Raw genomic sequence first — 21,718 nt, 5'->3', positions numbered from 1 at the left:
GCTGGAAGGTGTCAGTAATGCCTTTGATAGATGTCAGCAGTGCCGGATACGCCTTCGACCATTTCAAGCTGATAATTATATTTCCTGCTCCGTGACGACTCTCCCTGGTATAAGTAATCCACGTTGCTCACTACCGCAACGACGGTACCGTCTTTGGCTGGCTTGTCGAGTGTCAGGCAGACCTCACCACTGCTCACCGGTTTGCTGTAGACCGCCGAGCCGTCTGCCGCACGATAAGCCAGCTGCAGACGCATATTTTCATCCTGTGGGTCGAACTTGATCTTGACGGTATCGCCATTAGTGACAAATGGAATCTGATTGGCACCGGACCAGCCTGGCAGGGTATCAGTCGCCGGGATCACTACACTGCCGACGGTGTCGGAATCGGCATAGAAGGTCAGTTTGTGTGGCGTCGGTTGTTGCAGAATGCCTCCGCTGATTGCTTCAGCACCGATGGTGCGTCCCCAGTTGTTATTGATCGGTACTTTAAGGGCATCTGTCCACGCTCCAAAGTCAACCATGGCCTGACGCGCACGATATTCCATCACCAGATCGCGGGTCTGTTCTTCACCAAGACCGGAAGCCAGAGTCTCCAGAATATGGTTGTAGTTGCCGTTACTCCATATCCAGGCATTGGCTCCAGTGGAAACGTACAGCGACAGGAAGTGTGAAAAGACCGAGTTGTATTGGTTGCCGCCCAGGTAATCACGCCAGGTAGATACCTGTTGGCCATTCACAAACCGATTTACACCTTCAGCATTTGGACCACCAAAGGTGCCGTCCTGTAGCCAGCCACTGTAGTTTTCAATCGGCATATGCGGCGCCAGGAACGGTGCGCCATCAAGGAATCCGACACCATATTGTCCGGTTCTGGAGGCTTCCATATTCATTTGCAGCCAGGTGTTGCCACCCTCATTAAACCACGCTGCTTTGCCAGAGGGCATGGATGCCATGACTGCATGAATTTCTTCATGAGTAATACCACCGCGTTCGCTTGGTGTGATCACCGGATAATAAGACAGCAGAATCATAGGGTAGCCATTAATGCCGCTTTGCCAACCGCCTTTTTCGGTATTGGCGGCATTATCAGTGCACAGTCCGGAACCGTATAAATAGATATTACTGTAATACCCTTCACGGGGCAGTTTATCCGGTGGCCAGCCCATCACGTCTCTGGTATAGGCCATGTCCTCATTCAGGTTGGCCAATACACGGTCAATATCGGCATCGGTAATGGCCGGGTTACGATTATATCCCCAGATAAATGTGTACCATCCGGATGACTTATAACCGGCAACCAGCGAAGGATCGCAGCCCAGATAGACATCAAAAGTATTTGGATCGATATCACTGTATTCATCGCGGAAGTTGTAATTCAGATCCGGTGTATAGCCGGGCCACTCATAGGCCTGACACTGTTGAATATCGGTATCATCAGAGCCGGATGTATCTGAACCAGAGGCACTGTCGCTATCACTATTGTCTCCGGAGTTATCAGCGCTGCCAGTGTCGGTATTGTCTTCTGAACTATCGCTGTTGCCTCCCTGGTTATCACCACCACTACCGGTATCAGAGCCTTCAGCGTTTCCTGAATTACCAGATGAGTCAGCGTTTCCTGAATCATTGGAAGAGTCAGTGTCATTACTGTCGTTATTGGTACCACTGGAGGTACTGGCGTCATTGTTGTTAGTGTCTGATGAACTGCCGTTTTCAGAGGTGTTTCCAGAATCAGTTGAAACTGAAATGTTACAACTGGTCAAGGATAATACCATCGAAGCCAGCAACAATACCCGAATCAAATAACGGCTATTGTCTTTTCTTGAAAAATATATATGCATCACATATGCCTTAATTTAATCCATATGTCTCTTCATAACAGATCTCTCTCCATAACCAATACATCCAAGGAAAGCTATTATGATAATTTACTACTATGGATCTGAGGCTAATTATTCGGGCTGTTATATTCAATGGTATTTTCGGATACTGGTCAGGCTTTTTTTATAAATAAGACCCAAGTCCAGTTTTATAGTGAAGTGGTGCATTACAGATGGTGGTATTCTGACCTGCCTGGAAAAAGACGCTATGTTAACCAAACGTCTTTTCATTGAATGGTTCTGCACAGCGCGTGCCGTTGATTCCATGGAGAGAGTCTTCCATACCCGGGTCACTGAGAATATAAAACAGTTGCATGCAGTTTGCGTTGGCTGCCTGATTGTATGCGATACAGCTCAATATCGTGTTCTCCACACTCATCACCCAACGTTGCTTAGATCAATTCCGGCCCATTGTCTAAGCGTATCTGTTTGGGTATCTCGTTGTAGTTGTTTCAGGACTCGTACAACCCGCTCTGCTGGTTTTAACCGAATATGGCAAATTGGCGGGAAACTATCACGGTATGATGGCTCTGGGTTTTGTCATGATGTGGTTACCAACTCAGGTTGATAAATAAAACCGAATAGCCTCTAGTACTTTTGGTGTATTGTTGGAAAAAAATGACTTAAATAAACTGCTTTCCGCTTGTTGCGAATTACAGACACACCTTATTGTACAAATCAGATCAAATGGAGACTTGTAAATAGCACCATCTACAGGTCAGGAAATTCAGAAGTGGGAAGAATTTTTAAAGAAAGAAAAAATCCAGAAATCTTGGAACTGCACTCCTAATGCAGATAGATCTAACTCTGCCGATGATGGAGTATCTTAAGGTAAATAAGTTTTGTAGATTATTTGCTTCAGTTGCACTTATGGTTTATATGGTGTTAAACGCAATTAAAGATGGATGTCATAAACATAAGGACAATGTCACATGTCACATGTCACATGTCACATGTCACATGTCACATGTCACATGTCACATGTCACTACATGATTCATTCAGACGGTTTTCGTAGCAACCAGCTGACAGAAAAATCTGTCCCTATACAACCATCTCTATGGATAATAAAACCTTCAGGATTTTATCATTTGAAAGCAATAACTTTCTGGCTGGAGACTTTTTGAGAATATGTATTCAAGAGGCAGAGCGTATTAGAACCTTAATCCGCGAAAAAGGAATCGGTCATTATTATGTTACAAATGTATTGTTCGGCGAGTGGAAATCTCCTGAAGAACTTGTCAACTGGGTGTATTGGATACTAAAGGTAGCTTATACAAGCGAATCTTTGATGTTTGGTAAGTTTATCAAGAATAAATTAGAAACGACTCAACGCAAAAAATCCCAAATAATCTCCCCTTGTCGTTTTATTTCAATTCGAGAGACTGTTGGCAGGCCTGATTGGCAACTTTTGGATGAAGAGTTTTCAAAAATTTTATCCAATTCAAAACCTTCATTACAGGATGTTTTATATCAGAAGTATGGCAGAACCACTGATGATCTTTTGTCCTGTGATTCTGAGGAAGCATTCAACTATATGATTGAAAAGTCGAGTCAATATATTAATGATTGAGATACGTGGACTCTGTAAGAATTACGAGATCAGCTATCGGAGCGGATTCTTCAGATCAAAAAAAGTAAAAAAATCTGCGCTTAGAAACATAACCCTGGCCTTCGACTCTCCTGAAATTATTGGTCTGGTTGGCAATAACGGCGCAGGTAAGACTACATTGATGAAGTTAATCTGTGGACTGCTCCATCCGTCTTCAGGAAAAATCAGCATCCTGGGTGAGGATCCTTTTAAGAAAACCAAATCCCTTCTTTCTAAAATTGCTTTCCTGTCGGGCCGAAAAGATTCTCTAACCTGGGATTTGCCAGTGTGTGACTCATTTAAACTTCATGGTTATATATATGGATTAGAGAAAAGAAGCTGCATATTACAATACGAAAAACTAGCAGACTTATTCAGTGCAACGAATTTACTACAAAAACAGGCTAGAGCACTAAGCCTTGGAGAGCGAATGAAATGTGAGCTGATTAAGTCACTACTACACAAACCAAGAATATTACTGCTCGACGAACCAACGATTGGTTTGGATTTGGAAACACAATTGACATTCAGAAAGTACATACGATTGGTAAAGGAAGAAGAAAAATCATTGATCCTGCTGTCCTCACATAATATGGAAGATATTAGTCATACTTGCAGCAGAATGGTAGGGCTGTCTGAAGGGCAGGTTGTTTTTAATGACTTTCTTTCCGAGGTTGTAAATAATCGTTCTTCAGATTCGCAATATAGAATCAGCTACGAGAACAGCATGGATGAGACACTTCATGAAATAATCTGCGATATTTCAGACATTCCAGAAGAGATTGATAAACTGAGAAAAAATGACAAAATCAGGGTGATTTCAATAAGACAGGAAGAAAAGACATTCTCACAATCCATCATGGATATTATTTCAACCAAGAATCTTGATCATGCATAGTTTACTTTATATTTTTTTGCGGCTTAAAGAACTGCTGACCTATAAAGTCAATATCATCGTTTATATGTTATACGGACTTTTGCCATTAATATCTGCTGTGGTTGTAAGATCTGAAAGTATATCAACATACTATCTACTCGTTTTTTTTATTTCACAAATTGTCAATGGGTGGACAGCCAATCAACTTGCTGGAGATGTCTCATCCGGCCAGGTTTCACATATCTTAATTATTCCTCGAAATTTTCGATACACCTATTTTCTTTCCAGAATAGCCATGCTGATTTTTGTTATACCAACACTGCTAGTGGTATTGGTGTTGGTTATCTATATGGGGTTTGAATATGAACACCTAAGCATAGTGTCCGGATTGGCATCTGTTTTTCTCTCAGTACTGATACAATTCAATATTTCAATTATATTGGGTTTAATTTCTGCCTGGACTACTCAGAGCATGGGAGTAATTTCATTCTGGTTTGCTCTGCTTCTGCCATTATCAGGAACGATGTTTCCCCTGGATTATCTGCCCAGCTGGAGTTTAAATATTCTTTTGTTTACACCATTCCCGTACTATGTTTACGTTCCGGCAAAAGTCTTTGTCCTATCCGATTTACCATCCACCCTGGTTGCCGCACAAGGTGGAGTATTAATAGCAACCTATGCAATATCCAAATATTTAGAATTTGCTTTTCAAAGGAAATATATGGCATATGGCAGTTAATCTCATTTTACATCAAATAAAAACTTTTCAGTTTCTTAAACTGGAGCTTTTCTTTTACTTAATAGGAGCTGTTATTGAAGTAGTAGCTCTATACTTTTTTCTTAATATCTTAATGGGAGATATACTAAAGGTCCGAAGTTCCGAAATAATTCTTGTGTTGGGTATGCACCGATTGCTCACTGGAGTTTCAAGGACGTTTTATTTAAACCAGCTTTTGGCCTTGCCTGTCAATTTTCGACGGGGCTTGCTTGATAGATATTTTTTAGCTCCAATTAATACAAAAATATATTATTGCCTGGACAGTTTTTCGGTGAAAGATATCTTAAACATTATTGTTGGAATTGTACTGGTGATTTATGGAATACCAGATATCAATATATATTCGGTAACTAAAACCTGTATTCTACTGATAATGATAAATATAATACTTTTTTCCGTTCTTATAACTATTTCATCATTACTGGCAGGCAAAGTAAATCCGGGGCCATTAAACGCTATATTTGTCAACATCTTTGCCCTCGCTCAGTTCAAACCAGAACACTTTCCTGATCCTTTTAGTATTGTTATTAAATTTATTATTCCTTTGGGGTTGTTGATATGGAAACCGATAGAACTAATAACGCACCCAACGATTCAAGATTTCTCCGTATTTCTCACTATTACACTAATACTGTATTTTTTTCAGAAAAAAGCCTGGCTATGGTTAATGTATCGTTATAACAGTGCAAACTAAAGGGGTTGGTATGCGGGTTTTATCATTAGAAGAGTTTATAGGGAACCTCTGAAAAATGGACTATTTTCGCGCAGGACGTTGTCAGCCCCAGTCTCACATCCTCATTTACGCCAGTAAACTGCGGTGTTGCGAGTGGTGCTTCCTCGCCTGCATCAAAACTATTCCTATTTTTCAGAGGCCCCATAGAAATAACGCAATTTGAGAATCAAAAATATTATAACCTTATTGAAAGTAGGCTGATACAGAGAGATATTTTTCCACAAGAACACTACAGTGACCTGTTTAATACATTCATAAAATATATAACTATGGCATCTGTACTTCCACCTATGCAGCTACCTGTGTGCGCGGAAGTCGACGAAATATGGCATGAATTTATTCTGCAAACTTCGGAGTATAAAACGTTCTGTGAAGAATACTTGCCCGGTAGGCGATTTATCCACCATAGCTCTATTAGCAAAGAGGATTATCAGAAAGACTTTGATATCAGTGACAGACAATTTTTTGAGCAACAGATGTCTTGGCTGGGTTATCATAATATATTCTTTGGTGACTATCGTGAAACTGAGATGGATCACTGGAAATGTACAGATTTTTTGTATAATTCACTCAACCTGTCTATCGATGAAATAAACTATAGGTCCAGTTGTATTGCCAATGAGTTATCTCAAAAAATTTCATAAGATTTATGTGAAAAATGATAGACAGACTTAACCGTGGATTGTTTTCCAGATGAACCAAATACCGACTGAAGAAGATTGGATTGAATCTCCATCAGGTCTCATTGAAGATCTCGATGTGTTACACGCCCATGATATTTTTATCGGTAAAAGTAATGCGGAGATGTTGCCTGAGTACAAGGGTCACGTGCTCATGTTGTCTGAAGATCTTTATTGGATGCCTAAAAAACCGTTCCAGTATTACATCTTTGGGTTTCGTGATTATGTGATCAATGGTGATTTCGGGTTTTATGAACGTTCAGATGCTGCCAGTGCTTTTTTGGAGTTAATACTGATTAAGCTTAAAAAACAACCGGATTATGTCTTGCCTGTTCTTCCTGACTTGTTTAAAGACATCGAATATATCGCCAACCATCAAGCCCTATATGAAGCTGATGAGGATATTTACGGCAATTTCAAAGCGCTTTGGGCAGAGATTAATGAGTATTCCACCGATACTTAAGGTGTTATAAAAGTACTTTAAACTTGCCTGTGTAAATGAGGCAAATAGATATAGCATTAAAATGGCGCTGATAATTTTCAGATAACGGTCCTTTTGTTAAACGTTTAGAAAATTCTCTACAGGAGTGCAGAATGACCTGTCTGGTCAAACCAGTCTGGCCTGACAGACCTTTTCTGTCAGTGCTTTCAGTTTGATCACTTCCGATGCCAGATACTTTAATTCCTCTTCTGTAATTTCGTAATGTTCCGAATAACGAGCGTCGATGTAGGCACGTTGCAAACGGCGGAAACAGCGTCGATGAAATTTGCTATCGAGGGGAAAAATACCAGTGAACTCAGGGTCAATCTGTATGCAAAAATGTTGTAGCTTTTCGATATTGTGGGTTTTGGGCAGGTAGTTGGAGCAGGTGAGGAGTACGCAGGAATAGAGGCGCTCTGTTGTCTGATGAAGATCGAATGCAGCTTCATCAATCATTGATGCTTCAAATGAAAATTGGAATTTTACAAAGCTGTTTTCTGCCTTCGTCATCCGTTGATCATAATGCTTCTGCGCAATCTCGCGCCGTTCCGCTTCAGTTAAATTTCCCGGTAGTGCCAGTGGCCTGGGAGTTGCCGAAAACAGCTCAATGCCTTCCTCACGGATATCCTTAAAAAAATAATGACCTTGAAGCAGGCGTTTATTCACGTCTTCCAGGTCATGCACAATCAACCCCAGCGGCGCAGAAGTGACCTTTCGGCCGATCTGTTCTTCTGCCCGTTGCCAGACGATATCCTCATCCACCAGCGTCGGCTTGTTCACCACCACCAGAATATCGTAATCACTGATATAACCATTCTCGGGATCATTCACCCAGGTACCCTTGGCGTGACTGCCAAAGAGAATGATTTTCAAAATCCGGTACTCGGTTCTACGCCCGGTCTTGCCTTGCAGAAAATCCTCCAGAGTATCACGTAGAATGGTAGAGATAGTCTGGAGCTCGTGCTGCTTGGTTTTCGGCAGGTGATCAAGGCCGGTTTTCATGGTGATAGTGACAAATTCTTGAATACATACAAGCGGCTTAGTGTGAGGGTTGATAGCCGGAATGTCTATAGATTGGCCGGGTATGGGCAGTGCTGGTTGGAGGGGTGCATGGGGGGCGAAACCAGTGATTGAGCCTGTGACAAATAACAGCGTTGTTAATTGTTTTTAGGGTATCGATTGTTTGCATTTTACACGCCCCTATTAGCATGATTTACAAGACACTGTATTCATAAACAGTGTGTATAAAATAACACCTATTTTTTTGCGATAAATGTTATAAATAATCATGCTTTAAAACTCAGTATCCAGATATTCGCTGGATATTCGGTCTGAAGACATAATATCCGGAATAAAGAGCAGAAAATACGATACTTGTCTGGTTTTAAGTATCATGGATATTCTATAAAGCCATGAATTCAGTGGCCTGCAGGCGACCGATTTTTCTGGATACTGCGTCTCCAGACCGAATATCCAACGAGCGAAATTGACAGAAATGGGCTGTGAGCCTATGTTGATGGGATTTGATGAGGCTGAGTGAGTTTAGCTGCTCAGGAAAAAGCGTCTTCTGGATATTTTGTCAGATGACGTGGAATAACTGTTATAAATCACTATGAGCATCGAAGAAATACTAAAAATCGCTACAGCAATCATCGCCTCACTGGGTGGAAGCGCATTATTACTTGGGGCATTTTCTCATTGGCTGGGAGGCATTTGGGCTAAGCGTATGCTGCAAGATGAACGAGCCAAGCATGAGCAGAGCCTTCAAGAATTAAAAACTAAAAATGAGGCAGCCTTAGAAGATCTTAAGGCTCAAATAGATACGCTAAAGCAAAAAGAACTGACACGTCACTTTGATAAACTCTCCATCTATAAAGATGTAATTCATATTGTTTCCGAAATACTCAGAGAGTTAGAGGCTGTTTCAAGCTCAAAGCAAAAATCTATAAATCCCGATGTAGAGCACTCTTTTGCACTGAATAGAAATAAAGCTTATGGCTATATTTCGCTTATCTCATGCCAAGAAGTTTTAGATAAATATAATGAAATGATCGATTTCTTCATTCCTATTATGTACGAAGGTTCTGACTCAACATGGGAAGAAATGAGAGGAAAAGCAGATTCAATGCTAAACGCAATGCGTAAAGACTTAGGTATAAACGAAGGTAATATAGCATACAGGGGAGAGAGGTGATTTATAACAAGCCGCAGCAATCGCTCCCTATGGTCGCTGGGACAGCCAAAACGCTGCGCTTTTTTGTCTGCCCCTGTGCGGGGCGTTAGAATTTTTTCCTCACTTTATAAGTGAACATTCTATGGCACCGACAAATCCGTGACGGTGTACAGGTAAAATCAGGTGGCATTTAACTTCAGTCGTTGGGTGCCAAGTAGTCAGGAATTGGCTAAGTCCGGTGGCAATTGTGATTTGAAGTTCAGCAGTTTCCCGGTCATGCTAGTTCTAACAATACAAAGCTGCAGACCACTGTCGTGTCCGCAGTTTTAGGCGTTAAAATCTGGAAGGAGTTCAAATGAAGTATTTTGCTGTATTGTTCTTATCACTAGGCAGCATGTTGCTATCATCATGTAGCGATTCAAATGCCCAGAGTTTCAATGACAACCTGAATGACTTTGTAAATATAGATTTTGTAGTCGTCTCTCAAGGCTATCAGACCGATCAAGAAGGAGGACAGTTGCTTGTTGCTAACAATCAACAGAGGTTTACCGATATCTGGCAAACAATCCCAAGTATATCTGGAGAGACTCCCAATCCTGATTTCGAATCCAATCAAGTCGCAATTATACTTACAACTATATCGGTATGTTCATCACTTGAAATCACCAGCGTTTCAGAGAATGAGGAAACGATTCTATTAGAGGCGACTAAAGTAACTACCACAAACCCAGGATTATGTGATCCCACGCCTGAAGCATTCGGTCAGCGGGATTATGCAATGGTTGAATTTGCGAGAACTTCAAAGCCCGTTTCAATTATATATCGTGCTCGCGATGAATTTTAACAAGGCAAGGCAAAATCGCCCTGCGGGCTGGACGCGCTAACGCGCGCATTTGCTTGCGGCGTTATTTGTCCGCATGATCACGTAAAAGTGCCATGGAAACTAAATACGAATATATGACTCCAGCATGGGCAAGTAAATTGATATGCATCGGCTTTTTTTCGGTTGGTGTGATGCTCATTTTGCTTGCAACAATGCGCAGTTCATCCTCTGGCAGCGATGGGCTGTTTTTGCGATGGTTTATTGGCGTGATTGGAGCATTGTTTATTTTTGCTTCCCTAAAACCTGCCAATAGGAAAAGGTATTTATACTTCTCGGCAGACTCAAAAGGAATGAAATTTCCTTCCAACTGCCAAATTGGAGGCGATACATTGTGGCTCAATGTCCCATGGTGCAAAGTTGGAGCGATTAAGGAAGAAACCTTGTACTCTAGGCATAAGGGTTTAAGTGTTGAATTAAAAATCAGCCAAGACGAAATTGACACATTTTTTAAGGCTGACGATACCGCAAATAGGTTACTAGATTTAAACAATAGGCGTAATGGATTTTTCGTAGTTGGTTATTCAAAAATGCTATTTTCTGGTTTTAATAATGCGGTAAAGACCTTAAACGAAATGAAGCGGCTATACACATAACATTAGCAGCAAGTGACAAAACTACGTTCCGCCCCTGTGCAAAACGTTAGGCGATCGAGAATCATGATTATTGAGCAATTAGCTATTAAAGATGAAGAGTCGGCTCATCCAATTGCGAGCAATTGGCGGCCAATTTTTCGGGAAGTCGTAAAGTTCTTTGCCAAAGGTGATTTTGCGCTCTCTAAAGGAGTATCTGGTGTCGCGCCAGTTGATCCTGATATTGCCTCCCAGAACCGAGAGTCAGGGATTATGGCGAATCATTAGTGGAGCTTCCGGAAGAAACATGGGATACATCTTGCGCGCAATGGATGGACCCACACTGGGAAGTTTTGATTGACCTGTATACCGAGGGAGAAGGCGCTAGCGATCTAGTTCTAACGGGTAATATGATTGAGACAGATGAAAATCCAAAATTCACGGTTGGGCTTATTTATGTCCCCTAGTGCTTGCAAGCTACAGCGCCTAACAGTTCGCTCACTAGCTCGCGCCGCTGTGCTTGGCGTCAGGGAATCTATGAGAATTGCAATATTTCTGTTGGCTAGCATTCTTTCTGGTTGTGCTTATTTAAAAAATGAAGCGCATGTACAAAATATTTTTGCGGCTGGCTGGAAAGATAGTGAAAAAATATTGACCTATTCATGTCAAAATAATATTGAAATATCAGTTCTTCTTAATCAACCCTTGGCAACAAATGGTTCAACATATTTCCTATTTGGTATGGCTCCAATTGGAAAAGCAAAGTTCGCTGACCAGCAATTGAATCTATCAGTAATTTTTATACCAAAAGAGAAAGTATGTAAAATTGAAGATATCTATTTATTGGTAGGTAATGAAAAGCTACTACCGTCTTCTGTATGGTCACCACTTTCCGAAAATGGAATGTGTTTGTATTTGTGGTCAAAAGAACTACCAAAAGCTGGAGATCTATCAATTAACTTTGAAAAGTTCCAAGGGTGTGAAGCTCCACCAATAAAAGTAATATATGAAAACAAGTCTAGCTATAATTATGACCGGCTCGGCGGGTAAAAATCCCTAACAAATAAGAATATGTCGCGCGATAGCCGCGACATATTCCATTGTTGAACAAGCCCGGTCCACAGTGTCTGCCTTCTTATTTATAGGGAATATATCGTTGAGTGTTTTCTCTTTTCCTGACGCCTGTATCCGCGTCACTTTTCTTCAGCCGAGTACCAGCCTCACCCGGTCGGTGATATTTTTTTCACGGCTCCCATCGTTTCTTTAGTCCTCTTCTGCAGGTGACTTATCGGCACTGTATGTACGCAGAACTTGTTATCCTGGTGGTCGTTTTCGTCTCGTAATATTGGTGATCACCATCGCCTGCTGACAATACGGACACAGAAAACACGCTCGCTTAATCGGCTCAATCCTCGAAAGGTTCACACGCAATAACGCTTTGGCATTACCGTGCAGGAAACCGTAATCGCGTACGCGCCTAAACCCGGTTGGCAACACGTGTTGCAGTAGCAACAGCAGAAAATCCTCACCCGGGTTCGGGTTTGCACCGTTTGAGTTTGATTGTCTGTATACCGGAACGTCACCTGTTGACCATCGTCACTCAACAGATTGTGATTGCTGAGAACACCGCGATATAAATAACGCGACAGATACTTCAACGCACTTTCACCGCGCCCGACGTCCTGGCATTGAACGACCCACTGCGAGGGTGTTGTTGGCAAGGCCAGTCCAGCGTCTCTCAATTGCGTTAACAACCGTGCCCGAAATACCTTGGCCAGCGCCCGGCCATTAAACAGATAATTGCCCTTCAGTTTGTGCCATTCTTTACGTGCCCGGTGACAATTTAAGGTTCAGCAGTTTCCCGGTCATACCAACTCTAACAATACAAAGCTGCGGACCACTGGCGTGTCCGCAGTTTTAGGCGTTAGAATTGGTTCTTCAACCAAGTAAGTTACAATTTCAAAGTTCCGTGTCGTAGCTGTATCCGCTACGGTACAAAAGGTTAAATCGAGTGGCATTCAACTGTTGAATTGGGTGCCAAGTTACCAAAGAATTGGCAAGGTCCGGTGGCAATTGTTATTTAAAGTTCGGTGGCTTTCCGGTCATGCACAATTCTAACAATACAAAGCTGCGGGCCACGTCGTGTCCGCAGTTTTAGGCGTTAAATGTCTATGAGCATCGAAGATCAAGATTCAGTTGACGTGATTGCAGTGAATGAAAACGGTATCGTCGTGCTTACGATTTTAGATCATCTGGAATGGGATGACGAGCATCTATATCTGCTCCAAGAAAAGATTAATACCTACTTGGCATTCATTGAATCTGGTGAGGTATACGAAACTTACCCAAACTCAAAGGGAAAAGAATTCAAAATTAATGTGGTGTGCAAGTATGAACCAAGCCTTACAGCTAAGGAGTTCTTTTCACGGTGTGCCACTGTTATTAATCAAGCAGGTTTCCAGTTTGGTCACGAAGTCTATATTTAACAAGGCCAAGCAGCATCGCCAGCAAAGCTGGCTGGACCTCGCTACGCTCGGCCGCTGTTGGCGGCGTTAAGTGACACCATGCAGAAAGAAAACTCTAGCGCCAAAGAAGTAATTTCATATGTCTGCGCCATGTCTGGCGGAAGTATAGCGGCGCTTATTCCCACATTTTTATGGACCATCTATGCGCCGGTATTGATATTGATTATACCGCTGTTACTAGTGGCTGCCTCAATAGCTCTCTACGCATCAGAAAATGGCTATGTAAAAGCCGTTTATTTCGCGTTTTTTGTAGCGGCGCTTTGGGCCGGGTGCGGGCTTACAGTCTTTGTGCCTATTGGGCTTGTCCGTGCAGAACCATCAGTGCCAGTGTTTATTTATTTGGCAAATATAGGTGTTGGCTTTATTGTGCTTTTTTCTGCCTATTTTACGGGCAGTAAATTAAAATCACTTAACAAACGCTTACAGCCGACAATCGGCTGAAGCGGGCGTTAGTTTTTGAAGGTGAATGTGAAGAAGCTTATCCTAATATCAGCGTTACTTATTTCTTCGAACTTGTATTCGGAAGAGCTTTGCCCTGATCTAGATGTAAAAGTTGAACTAGATCATTGGATGACTGAAGAGGCTTTTGATGATGAGTCGGCTCTTTGGGCGCTAAAGCAGTTAACGGCAATAGTGACTGATGATATTGATTTGGAATCAGATTTTCTAAAAGATATTGCTCGTCTAAACGCGCTCCAAATACTGGAAGGCTATTTTCTCCGAGTTGAAGCTCATAGGGAAAGAGAAGGTAGTATATTGGATGCAGGAGCAACGGCTCGTTACTGTAAATTTTTAGAGTCTGCGGCGTGGGTGGACTAAAACTAACAAAACCGTGTTTCGGATTGGTTTCTGCTCCGCGCCAACCAACCGCAAACGGAAGCGTTAAATGCCCGAGTTACGGAGAGTGAAGTGATAGGGATATATAGAGTAAGCCTTGCACTATCAGCTTTAATTTTGGTCTGCGGGGCTGCATTTGTCGTAGCACAACTAATCTCATTAACTCCTGATGTTGGGAATGGTGGGGCGTTTTTAGCAACCCTGAGCTTAGGTGTTGGGTTGGTCGCGCTAGTTTTTGCCACTCCTTTAGCGTGGCTTGCTGCAGGCGTATCTTTTGTGATGCAGGAGGATATGCCAAAGGGGCTTGTCTATCACTATTTGGTGCCAGTTGCTGTGGCAGCACCTGGCACGTTACTGTTAGTTGCAGCGGCATGGGCAAGCATTTAACAAAGTGGTGTTGTTCGCCGCTATCGCGGCTGGGACCTCCACTGCGCTGCGCTTCGTTCCGGCCCCAAACCACGGCGTTATGTGAGCAAGAGGAAGTCATGTCCATACATCAATTCGATATTTTTGCAGACTATTTTCAGCTTTATCTTATGGATGATGGAGCTGATGATGATACGTCTGAAATATGGACTGATAAGGCGCTGGATCTAAAATTGGCTGTTGCCAAGAATACAGTTGCTGTGGGCACTTATCGAAATGTTGACGTTAATTTTGAACTTGAAGTATTAGAAAGTGAGCCTCAAGTCGATTTGAACGAATGGGATCATGCTTCTTTGGGTTTCGTAAGTTTCCCTTCGGGTAGATGCGCCGTTTATGGTTGTACTGATTACTTGCCTGATGCAAAGCGCATAGGGTTGCCTAAAGGCAATTATGCATTATTGTCTTTGGCAAAGGGGCTCGACTCAATTACGGTGGAGTGGGAACCAGCTGATGATTTATACAAGGTAATATTGTGGCCGTCAGATTCAAATGATTGGAAGTCACTTAAGCGCTATGAAATCACATAACAAGGTGGTGCAGTGGAGCCAGTTACGCTCCGCATTTTTTATGGTATCGCTCCGCTCTTTTTACCATAAAAAATGCTCCACTACACTGGCCCACTGACCACGGCGTTAACACTCATAGAGATATTGAGGAATGAAATGGAAGAAGTAGTTAAAAGTAATAAGAAAAGGCGTTTACTGATTCTTGCAGTCATATTTCTTAGTTTATCTTTGCTAGGTCAATTTAGCGCAATTCTCATTCCAGCCATAACAGGTGAGGCTCCAGCTGTTAATTCGCTAGGGGGCATGATTTTGTGGACTGGACTTTTATTTCTATCGGTATGGTCGCTTAATGGTAAGAAAAAGCTAGTAGGGTTTATCGTCGGTGCGGTAGTTGGATTATTGGTTAATTTTTCTGTTGGTGTATTCGCTGGCTATAACAATGCTAAATTTGATTCCATTGCGGAGGCAGTAGAAGCAAGTAATGCAAATCTACCTAGAATGATTGATGACGAAACCCGACTAGATTCAGTGGCTATCGATCAGACGGCTAAACAATACTATTTTAGGATGTCTTTGGTAGATTTCGAGAAACAAGAAATAGATCTTGAGTTCCTAGAGGAAAACTTTGTAGAGTTTACTAAACCATCAACTTGTGAAATTACCGAGTTTCAAGTTTTCTTCTCTGAAGGCTATACCATCAATTATGTTTATAGCGATAAGACTGCCCAGTTAGTTTCATCATTTAGCATACAGGCAGGTGACTGTGGTGAGTAGTGCTAACAAAGCAATGTTGGGCTGCCCCGCCAACCGCTACGCGGCGGGTCATGGACTCGCATCCGCTCGCCCCAAATTTTTGCGTTAGAATTGGTTCTTCATTCATGTAAATTATGATCCCGTGGCACAGTCAAATCCGCTACGGTGCAAAGTTAAAATCAGGTGGCATCCAATCGTTAAACTGGGTGCCAAGTTACCAAAGAATTGGGTTTGTCCGGTGGCAATTGTTATTCAAAGTTCAGTGGTTCCCGGTCATGAACAATTCTAACAATACAAAGCCGCGGACCACTTCGTGTCCGCAGTTTTAGGCGTTAGAAATCTAATGAAGATATACAATACAAAGAGAGAGCTACTCCGTGCTTTGAGAAGAAAAAAAACACAAGAACGTGGAGAAAAGCAAGCACTTATAATATATCGAGTTTTTTATTCGTTACTTATAATGGGTTCCTATTGCCTGGCTTTTGTCAAACACAACGCAGATCTCTTTCTACTTGGTACTGTTTGTTTTCTTATTATATTAGTTCAGCCTTATTTGCTAAGTAGTACCATAATAGGGCAAGTGCTCATGCATAAGTCACCTCGATTAACTTACTCAATATCGCTCTTAATAACTTTGATAGTATCTGTGGTCTTAACGTTATTATATAGTGCAATATACCTTAGTTAAGGTGTTTATGGCTTCGGAATAAGCAATTCAAGTAAATTGTGGTTCCGTAGCACGATCAAGCCCGCAACAGTACAAAAGTTAAGTCGGGTAGCATTCAATTTTTATATTGGATGCTAAGTTACCAAAAGTTGGTTATGTCCGGTGTCAATTGCTGTTCAAACATCAGTGCTTTCCTGGTCATATTCAATTCTAACAATACAAAGCTGCGGACCACTGCCGTGTCCGCAGTTTTAGGCGTTATAGCTAATCGAGCATGGAACGATACGAAGTCACAATAAATAGAATCGCTCAAGGTGAGATTCCTGTAGAGCAAGGAATCGAGTGGTTTCAACGCCTCCCTGAAGAGGAGCAGCGTGACGCCCTTCGGGATATGAACTTATGCATTCATCAATCTCATCCACGAGAGTCTGAAATTGAAGAAGGTATCAAGTTGTCCGGCTTAAAGGAGTCCTATACGCCCTGTGTAATAATGCGCAAGAACAATTTCAATAATGCGCGGGCAAAGGTGCTAGCTCTGCCCAGCGACGAATGGCTAAAGGCCTTTAGGCTTTGGCTCGCAATATTTACTATTGCTGATGGTCGTAGAAGATCTACAGATTGTAGGACTGGGTGCAATCATTGGTGGCATAACCTTGAAAAGCTATAACAAAGCAAAGCAGCATCGCCCACTTCGTGGGCTGGACAGCTTTTCCGCGGCTTCGCCGCTCCAAATCTGCCGCTGTTTGGGGCGTTAACTTTCTTATGAAAATTGATGAACTCCAAAAAATTCGAAATAAGAACGTAGCTCAGCAAAATGAGCTTTCTTACCTTGAAATGAGAGAATGCTCTGAATCACTTAACTCTATTGAATGGATATCGGAAGTATTAGAGGCCAACGGTGAAACGGTAAATTCGGGAATTTTAATTCGCTTAAGTGACACCCCTGAACAGGGAGGGCTGGCTTGGTTTGGCTTTCATTTTCTGGTAAGTTTTATGAGTTTGAAGTTTTAACTGACTGGAAGTCGCAACTAGTAATTGAGCTAGAGTCATGGCAAGAGTTGTTTCCAGAGATCAATGCTCATAAGAAAGGAACGGGGAAAACCCAGGGTTACATTGCCTTAGAGTTACTCTCTGAGTACTCCCAAAAGTTAACAAGGCAATGAACTACACGCTTAATCGCCGCTGTGCGGCACGTGTTGGACTTAAACTCGCTGGCGCTCATTTAAGCCAGTTATTTTGGCGTTATGCGCCATGCAGCCCCACACAATAGGAGACACTGATGGTATTTAAAGGATTTTTATCTGGAAATAAGCGGCAATCCATATATTTGGGAGCTCCGGAGGCTGAAGCAGAAACATCATCTCAATCAAGAGTAAATCTCATGGATGTGTATGAGGATTACCATAATTTGATGGAGCAGCTTTCTTACGAAAAGTTTATTATTATTGGTCGCAAAGGAAGTGGAAAAAGCGCTTTTGCAGAGTATGTGTACTTATTAGCTCAAGAGAATCCCAATCTTTTTTGTGAGTTCATTCGAAAAGATAAGGTGAGCCTCGAGCATTTAGTTCATCTAGGTGATGAAGCTGGTTACACCATAAAAGGCGAACAGCTATTTAAATGGTTGATTTACACGAATATCATTAAACTTTTTGCATTCAATGAAGCAGCAATGGAAAGCAAAGAGTATGAGCTGTTACGGCAGTTTGTTAAGAAAAATTCTGGCTTTATAGATATAGATAAGAATCAGGTCAATGAGCTTGTCAGGAAACACGGCTTTGAAGTAAATGTGGAACCTTTGAGGCGATTTATTAAGAGCAAGCTAAGCGGCCTATTTGAGTTCAAGGAAAGCAGAGCACCATTCTATAAGCTATTACCTCACTTGGAAGAGGTGATAGTAAAAGTCTTAAAGTCTCGCATTGAAAAAGATAACACAAACTCATATGCTATATTCTTTGATGATCTTGATATTGGGTTTAATATAAATAATCAAGAGACTGTTGATAACGTTGTCGAGCTAATAAGAACATGTAAAAGCATAAATAACGAAATATTTGGAAAAAATAACATCCAAGCAAAAGCATATGTTCTTATCAGGGATGACTTTGAAAAGTTTATATCTTCAAAGTATGCAGACACCGCAAAAATATTCTCGTCATACTCTGCTTTTATTAGATGGTATCAAGATGAGATTTATCGGAATGGTGAGGAGTCTGATCTAAATATAAAAAAATTTATTAACAAAAGAATTAGAAACGCCCTTGAAAATCAGGCTGTTGTTTGTAATGAAGAGGATCCGTGGTATTGTTTAGTAGACAAGACGAATGACAACACAAATAAATCTTCCTTCAAGCACCTTCTTGATCACACTCTCTATCGTCCTCGTGATTTATTGCTAATGTTTTCCCCTCTTGAAAATGGTACGTACCCACTACCACTAGGGCGAAATGAATTGAAATCACTAATAGAGCAGTATTCTGAAAATCTGGTGAAAGAATTGAAGAATGAGCTTTCTTCATTTTATACAGAGAGCGAAATTGAGCAGTTGTTTGTTGCTCTTGCAGAAATATCAAAAGAGTCTGGATTTGGTGATGATGCTGGCTTGGATTACGAGAGAGCTAAAGAGATAATTCAAGATTGCATCAAGACAGATAACCCATCAAAAATACTAGATGATTTGTTCGATAGATCTATGATTGGAGCTAAGGAGCCTTCCGGGCCCTATAAATATAAATGTAGAGAGCCAATAGGCTCGGCCGCACAGTATAGGTTACGATATCAGTATAAAATACTACTCCAATATGCTATTAGAGATTATGTTTCCGGAAGAAGATACGCATAACAAGGTCGTGAAATTGACCAAAAAAAGCTACGCTTTTTTCGTCAATTTACGATGACGTTATGTGAATTTATGAAAATCGAGAAAGTAGAAAAGTTACCAAATGATATTGAAACTCTGATAACCGAAAGCCAATCAGAGGGTTTTCGCTTTTTAGTCCGACTTCAAAATGATTTTGCAAGCGGAGTAAATCAGTTTAATAAGCACGGTGAAACCCTTGCTACTGTTAGGGTCGATGGCAAGTTGGTAGCTATCGGAGGTATTAATCGTCAAGACAGCTCCGCACGGTTGCGTCGATTCTATGTAAGTAAATGCAGTCGTCGTTTGGGGGTTGGGCGCGAGTTGCTCGAATTTCTTGAGGAACACACGTCTAAATATTTCACGAAAGTAACCTTATTTACAGATACTCTAAGAGCGAGTCAATTTTACGAAGCGTGTGGTTATTTACCTGTAAATATGCACCACGTTAGCCATGAGAAAACATTCACATAACAAGTCAAAGCATGCGGACTTCGCTACGCTACGCCGGAGTTTGAGGTGTTATGTGAGGATCTATGAGTGATACTGTAGTTCTTCAACGAATCAGAAATAGAATAATCGAACTACTTGACTGGTTTAGCGACGAAACAGGTTTTAGCACTGCTGTTTCAAACATTGAGATGTGGGAAGATTGGGTTCCGGACAATAATGTTGAATCCTTTAACCCTCCGGTATTCACACGTGAAGAAATCACATCGCTAAAACCTGTCGCATTAGCCTGGGAAGCAGTGTTTCTGGATACCAAGCAAACGGATGTTGAGTGGATTGATTTTTCTAGTAAGTGCTCAGAGGCACTTAAAGTTTTTAATAAACGCGGATTGCTGTCTGAGATTGTGGCAATCACATAACAAGCGCAGGCAATTGACGCGAAAAAGCCCGCGCAACTGCTACGAACCTTATAACTCATGAGAGATCGTAGAACTAAATGAAAGTAATCTCGTTGGTAGTGGCAAGCTTTCTAAATATTGCAGCCGTAGGGTATTTTGGTTTAGGTGCAATCGATGAGTATATTGATCGTAAGTCAGGTGTTGTCGTCGAAGAAACACTTTCAGACAATACCATCAACCATCTTAAGGCGCTCTCAGAAGTTCAGATGCTGTTAAAGTCAGGTGAAGTCACTCAGGCTAATTCCAAACTTTCCGAGTCTGTGGAAACGTTGGTATATATTCTTCAAAAAAATTGCAATTTACCAAAGTGCCATGAAGCCCTACGTAACTATGAGCACAACTAAAGTTATAACAAGCAAAGGCAGCATCGCCCTGCGGGCTGGACGCGTTAACGCGCGCCGCTGCTTTGGGCGTTAGAGAAATTAGAGCATGTCGGGTACTAAAGACAGAAAAGAAAGAATTTTAAATCCGAAATCTGGGGTGTCTGGCAGCTCATCTCAGGATTTGGTAAGGCTTGCGTTTTTATTGCTTCGCCATTCGAAGGAGTATGCGATGCAATATGATGGGAATGTGTCAATCTACACAATCGCAGGTATTCCCGTTCTATTTTCAGCATTACGAGCCCTGCTTATCGAAGCAAACACTGGCATGTTTGGCATCGGAAAAAATGAAAGGACGAGCGACCTTACATCAATGAATGAGCTAAACTTTATTAAAAAGTATTATCAGGTTAATGAGCGTGTCCTTGAAGACTTTGGTTTGTCGTATGAGGTAAGAAATGAAATCGCCCATCCGTCCCATTTGCCATCAGGAACTGAAAGTGGAACGCCTGAGTATTTATTAGAACTAAGAAGGCGTGACTTACTACAGCCTGGAATTTGGCTTAGCCAACTTCAATCTCACAAGCTCTATTATTGGGTTAGCGAGGTATTCGAAAAAGTCGCGCGTGTTATTTTGAGCGAGCATCACAGTGACAAAGAATCAATGGAAAATCACCTCCAATCATGGTTGAGGTACCGAGAATCAAAGCTCTAACAATCACAAGCAAGGGACCAAACTACGCTCTGCCAATTTGCGGTTCGCTTTGCTCACTTTACCGCAAATTGGCTCCACTACGTTTGGCACCTGTTGTGGGCGTTACTTTCAATGAGCTGGCAATGAAACAACTTTTTCTATGTGTAATATTACTGATCGCTGGAAATTTCGCCCAAGCGGGAGGTACAGTAATAGAAATAGAAGTTGTTAACTTCACCGAAGCTAAGAATGGGTTTATTTTAGATTTTTCTCGCGAAGGCTCTAATGGCGAACTCATAAGAAATAGAGTTTTCATAAAGTTCGGATGCTCTCAGAGATTGGCATGCTTTACGCAGAAAAGGGCCTTTAGCAAAGTGCAGCACGAAGAAGCTATATCTGTGTTAAGAGAGATAGCTATTCCAGGAGCAAATATAGAACTCGGCCTCATAGCAGGCGGGTATGTTTTAACGAAAAGTGGTGAAAGTCGCTCATATGGTGCGTATTTTGATGGAGCAATTGTTTATATATATGGAAACTCTCACCCCTGAAAGTAACAGTCACAGGCAGTCGACACGAAAAAGCACGCG

At 41.7% G+C, this 21,718-nt stretch carries 28 protein-coding genes and 1 pseudogene; 25 read left to right on the top strand and 4 right to left on the bottom strand.

Annotation, left to right across the window (positions count from 1 at the left end; genetic code table 11):
* Positions 1-11: 11 nt before the first annotated feature.
* Together YC6258_RS23275 and YC6258_RS30410 are read right to left on the bottom strand one after the other, a co-directional pair.
* Positions 12-1,838 (bottom strand): hypothetical protein, encoded by a 1,827-nt coding sequence (locus YC6258_RS23275; RefSeq protein ID WP_052830531.1) that lies wholly within the window; start codon positions 1,836-1,838, stop codon positions 12-14.
* A 250-nt stretch (positions 1,839-2,088) separates the two neighbouring features.
* Complete coding sequence (locus YC6258_RS30410; RefSeq protein WP_169749018.1) at positions 2,089-2,235, bottom strand: hypothetical protein; 147 nt, start codon at positions 2,233-2,235, stop codon at positions 2,089-2,091.
* A 677-nt stretch (positions 2,236-2,912) separates the two neighbouring features.
* Here YC6258_RS30410 and YC6258_RS23270 point away from each other — a divergent pair.
* The 5 genes from YC6258_RS23270 (at position 2,913) to YC6258_RS23245 (ending at position 6,998) form a co-directional block, all read left to right on the top strand.
* On the top strand, positions 2,913-3,449 hold the full coding sequence (locus YC6258_RS23270) for a DUF6875 domain-containing protein (RefSeq protein WP_342670661.1): 537 nt from the start codon (positions 2,913-2,915) through the stop codon (positions 3,447-3,449).
* Positions 3,442-4,365 carry an ATP-binding cassette domain-containing protein gene (locus YC6258_RS23265; RefSeq protein ID WP_052830530.1) on the top strand — a complete coding sequence of 308 codons (924 nt, stop codon included), beginning with the start codon at positions 3,442-3,444 and terminating at the stop codon, positions 4,363-4,365. The genes YC6258_RS23270 and YC6258_RS23265 overlap by 8 nt, the downstream gene beginning before the upstream one ends.
* Complete coding sequence (locus YC6258_RS23260; RefSeq protein ID WP_044619008.1) at positions 4,358-5,083, top strand: ABC-2 family transporter protein; 726 nt, start codon at positions 4,358-4,360, stop codon at positions 5,081-5,083. The genes YC6258_RS23265 and YC6258_RS23260 overlap by 8 nt, the downstream gene beginning before the upstream one ends.
* On the top strand, positions 5,073-5,816 hold the full coding sequence (locus YC6258_RS23255; RefSeq protein ID WP_044619007.1) for an ABC-2 family transporter protein: 744 nt from the start codon (positions 5,073-5,075) through the stop codon (positions 5,814-5,816). The genes YC6258_RS23260 and YC6258_RS23255 overlap by 11 nt, the downstream gene beginning before the upstream one ends.
* Positions 5,817-6,548: 732 nt before the next feature.
* Positions 6,549-6,998, top strand: coding sequence for a hypothetical protein (locus YC6258_RS23245; protein ID WP_044619006.1), 450 nt, complete (start codon positions 6,549-6,551; stop codon positions 6,996-6,998).
* Between the two features lie 144 nt (positions 6,999-7,142).
* On the opposite strand, the gene YC6258_RS23240 is transcribed toward YC6258_RS23245, so the two are convergent.
* A complete protein-coding gene (locus YC6258_RS23240; RefSeq protein ID WP_044619005.1) occupies positions 7,143-8,018 on the bottom strand; it encodes a HEPN domain-containing protein in 876 nt (291 codons plus the stop codon).
* Positions 8,019-8,628: 610 nt separating this feature from the next.
* On the opposite strand from YC6258_RS23240, the gene YC6258_RS23235 reads away from it, so the two are divergent.
* The 6 genes from YC6258_RS23235 to YC6258_RS23210 all read left to right on the top strand — a co-directional run bounded on the left by YC6258_RS23235 (position 8,629) and on the right by YC6258_RS23210 (position 11,691).
* On the top strand, positions 8,629-9,210 hold the full coding sequence (locus YC6258_RS23235; protein ID WP_044619004.1) for a hypothetical protein: 582 nt from the start codon (positions 8,629-8,631) through the stop codon (positions 9,208-9,210).
* A 334-nt stretch (positions 9,211-9,544) separates the two neighbouring features.
* Entirely contained in the window at positions 9,545-10,033 is a 489-nt protein-coding gene (locus YC6258_RS23230) for a hypothetical protein (protein ID WP_044619003.1), read from the top strand.
* A gap of 92 nt (positions 10,034-10,125) precedes the next feature.
* A complete protein-coding gene (locus YC6258_RS23225) occupies positions 10,126-10,665 on the top strand; it encodes a hypothetical protein (protein ID WP_144407729.1) in 540 nt (179 codons plus the stop codon).
* Positions 10,666-10,728: 63 nt separating this feature from the next.
* Positions 10,729-10,929, top strand: a complete 201-nt coding sequence (locus YC6258_RS23220) for a hypothetical protein (protein ID WP_044619001.1) — start codon at positions 10,729-10,731, stop codon at positions 10,927-10,929.
* Entirely contained in the window at positions 10,929-11,108 is a 180-nt protein-coding gene (locus YC6258_RS31440; RefSeq protein WP_052830528.1) for a DUF7668 domain-containing protein, read from the top strand. Before YC6258_RS23220 ends, YC6258_RS31440 begins: the two co-directional genes overlap by 1 nt.
* On the top strand, positions 11,098-11,691 hold the full coding sequence (locus YC6258_RS23210) for a hypothetical protein (RefSeq protein WP_169749017.1): 594 nt from the start codon (positions 11,098-11,100) through the stop codon (positions 11,689-11,691). Before YC6258_RS31440 ends, YC6258_RS23210 begins: the two co-directional genes overlap by 11 nt.
* A gap of 264 nt (positions 11,692-11,955) precedes the next feature.
* Here the strand turns inward: YC6258_RS23210 and YC6258_RS31435 are convergent.
* A pseudogene (locus YC6258_RS31435) lies at positions 11,956-12,479 on the bottom strand (IS91 family transposase); the annotation flags it as partial.
* 333 nt (positions 12,480-12,812) lie between these two features.
* Here YC6258_RS31435 and YC6258_RS23205 point away from each other — a divergent pair.
* From YC6258_RS23205 to YC6258_RS23140, 14 genes are all read left to right on the top strand, one after another.
* Positions 12,813-13,127, top strand: a complete 315-nt coding sequence (locus tag YC6258_RS23205) for a DUF6572 domain-containing protein (protein WP_044618999.1) — start codon at positions 12,813-12,815, stop codon at positions 13,125-13,127.
* Between the two features lie 78 nt (positions 13,128-13,205).
* Positions 13,206-13,607, top strand: a complete 402-nt coding sequence (locus YC6258_RS23200; RefSeq protein ID WP_044618998.1) for a hypothetical protein — start codon at positions 13,206-13,208, stop codon at positions 13,605-13,607.
* A 27-nt stretch (positions 13,608-13,634) separates the two neighbouring features.
* Positions 13,635-13,985, top strand: coding sequence for a hypothetical protein (locus tag YC6258_RS23195; protein WP_044617885.1), 351 nt, complete (start codon positions 13,635-13,637; stop codon positions 13,983-13,985).
* Between the two features lie 90 nt (positions 13,986-14,075).
* Positions 14,076-14,390 carry a hypothetical protein gene (locus YC6258_RS23190; RefSeq protein WP_044618997.1) on the top strand — a complete coding sequence of 105 codons (315 nt, stop codon included), beginning with the start codon at positions 14,076-14,078 and terminating at the stop codon, positions 14,388-14,390.
* Between the two features lie 98 nt (positions 14,391-14,488).
* Positions 14,489-14,956: a hypothetical protein gene (locus YC6258_RS23185; protein WP_044618996.1), complete on the top strand. Its 468-nt coding sequence runs from the start codon at positions 14,489-14,491 to the stop codon at positions 14,954-14,956.
* Positions 14,957-15,091: 135 nt separating this feature from the next.
* Complete coding sequence (locus YC6258_RS23180) at positions 15,092-15,709, top strand: hypothetical protein (protein WP_044620360.1); 618 nt, start codon at positions 15,092-15,094, stop codon at positions 15,707-15,709.
* 920 nt (positions 15,710-16,629) lie between these two features.
* Positions 16,630-17,022, top strand: coding sequence for a DUF5958 family protein (locus tag YC6258_RS23175; protein WP_044618995.1), 393 nt, complete (start codon positions 16,630-16,632; stop codon positions 17,020-17,022).
* A gap of 95 nt (positions 17,023-17,117) precedes the next feature.
* The gene (locus YC6258_RS23170) at positions 17,118-17,366 is read left to right on the top strand and encodes a hypothetical protein (protein WP_144407727.1); all 249 of its coding nucleotides are present in this window, start codon (positions 17,118-17,120) and stop codon (positions 17,364-17,366) included.
* A gap of 268 nt (positions 17,367-17,634) precedes the next feature.
* Entirely contained in the window at positions 17,635-19,194 is a 1,560-nt protein-coding gene (locus tag YC6258_RS23165) for a P-loop ATPase, Sll1717 family (RefSeq protein ID WP_044618993.1), read from the top strand.
* 69 nt (positions 19,195-19,263) lie between these two features.
* Complete coding sequence (locus YC6258_RS23160; RefSeq protein ID WP_052830526.1) at positions 19,264-19,683, top strand: GNAT family N-acetyltransferase; 420 nt, start codon at positions 19,264-19,266, stop codon at positions 19,681-19,683.
* A 62-nt stretch (positions 19,684-19,745) separates the two neighbouring features.
* Positions 19,746-20,078 carry a hypothetical protein gene (locus tag YC6258_RS23155; protein WP_044618991.1) on the top strand — a complete coding sequence of 111 codons (333 nt, stop codon included), beginning with the start codon at positions 19,746-19,748 and terminating at the stop codon, positions 20,076-20,078.
* Positions 20,079-20,155: 77 nt separating this feature from the next.
* Positions 20,156-20,461 carry a hypothetical protein gene (locus tag YC6258_RS23150; protein WP_044618990.1) on the top strand — a complete coding sequence of 102 codons (306 nt, stop codon included), beginning with the start codon at positions 20,156-20,158 and terminating at the stop codon, positions 20,459-20,461.
* A gap of 85 nt (positions 20,462-20,546) precedes the next feature.
* Positions 20,547-21,152: a hypothetical protein gene (locus YC6258_RS23145; protein WP_144407726.1), complete on the top strand. Its 606-nt coding sequence runs from the start codon at positions 20,547-20,549 to the stop codon at positions 21,150-21,152.
* Positions 21,122-21,679, top strand: coding sequence for a hypothetical protein (locus tag YC6258_RS23140; protein ID WP_144407725.1), 558 nt, complete (start codon positions 21,122-21,124; stop codon positions 21,677-21,679). The genes YC6258_RS23145 and YC6258_RS23140 overlap by 31 nt, the downstream gene beginning before the upstream one ends.
* The last annotated feature ends 39 nt before the right edge of the window (positions 21,680-21,718 follow it).

It is taken from the genome of Gynuella sunshinyii YC6258 (genome assembly GCF_000940805.1).
Classification (GTDB): domain Bacteria; phylum Pseudomonadota; class Gammaproteobacteria; order Pseudomonadales; family Natronospirillaceae; genus Gynuella; species Gynuella sunshinyii.
The sequence above is the reverse complement of the archived record's forward strand: the minus strand, read 5'-3'. Positions and strand labels throughout refer to the sequence as shown.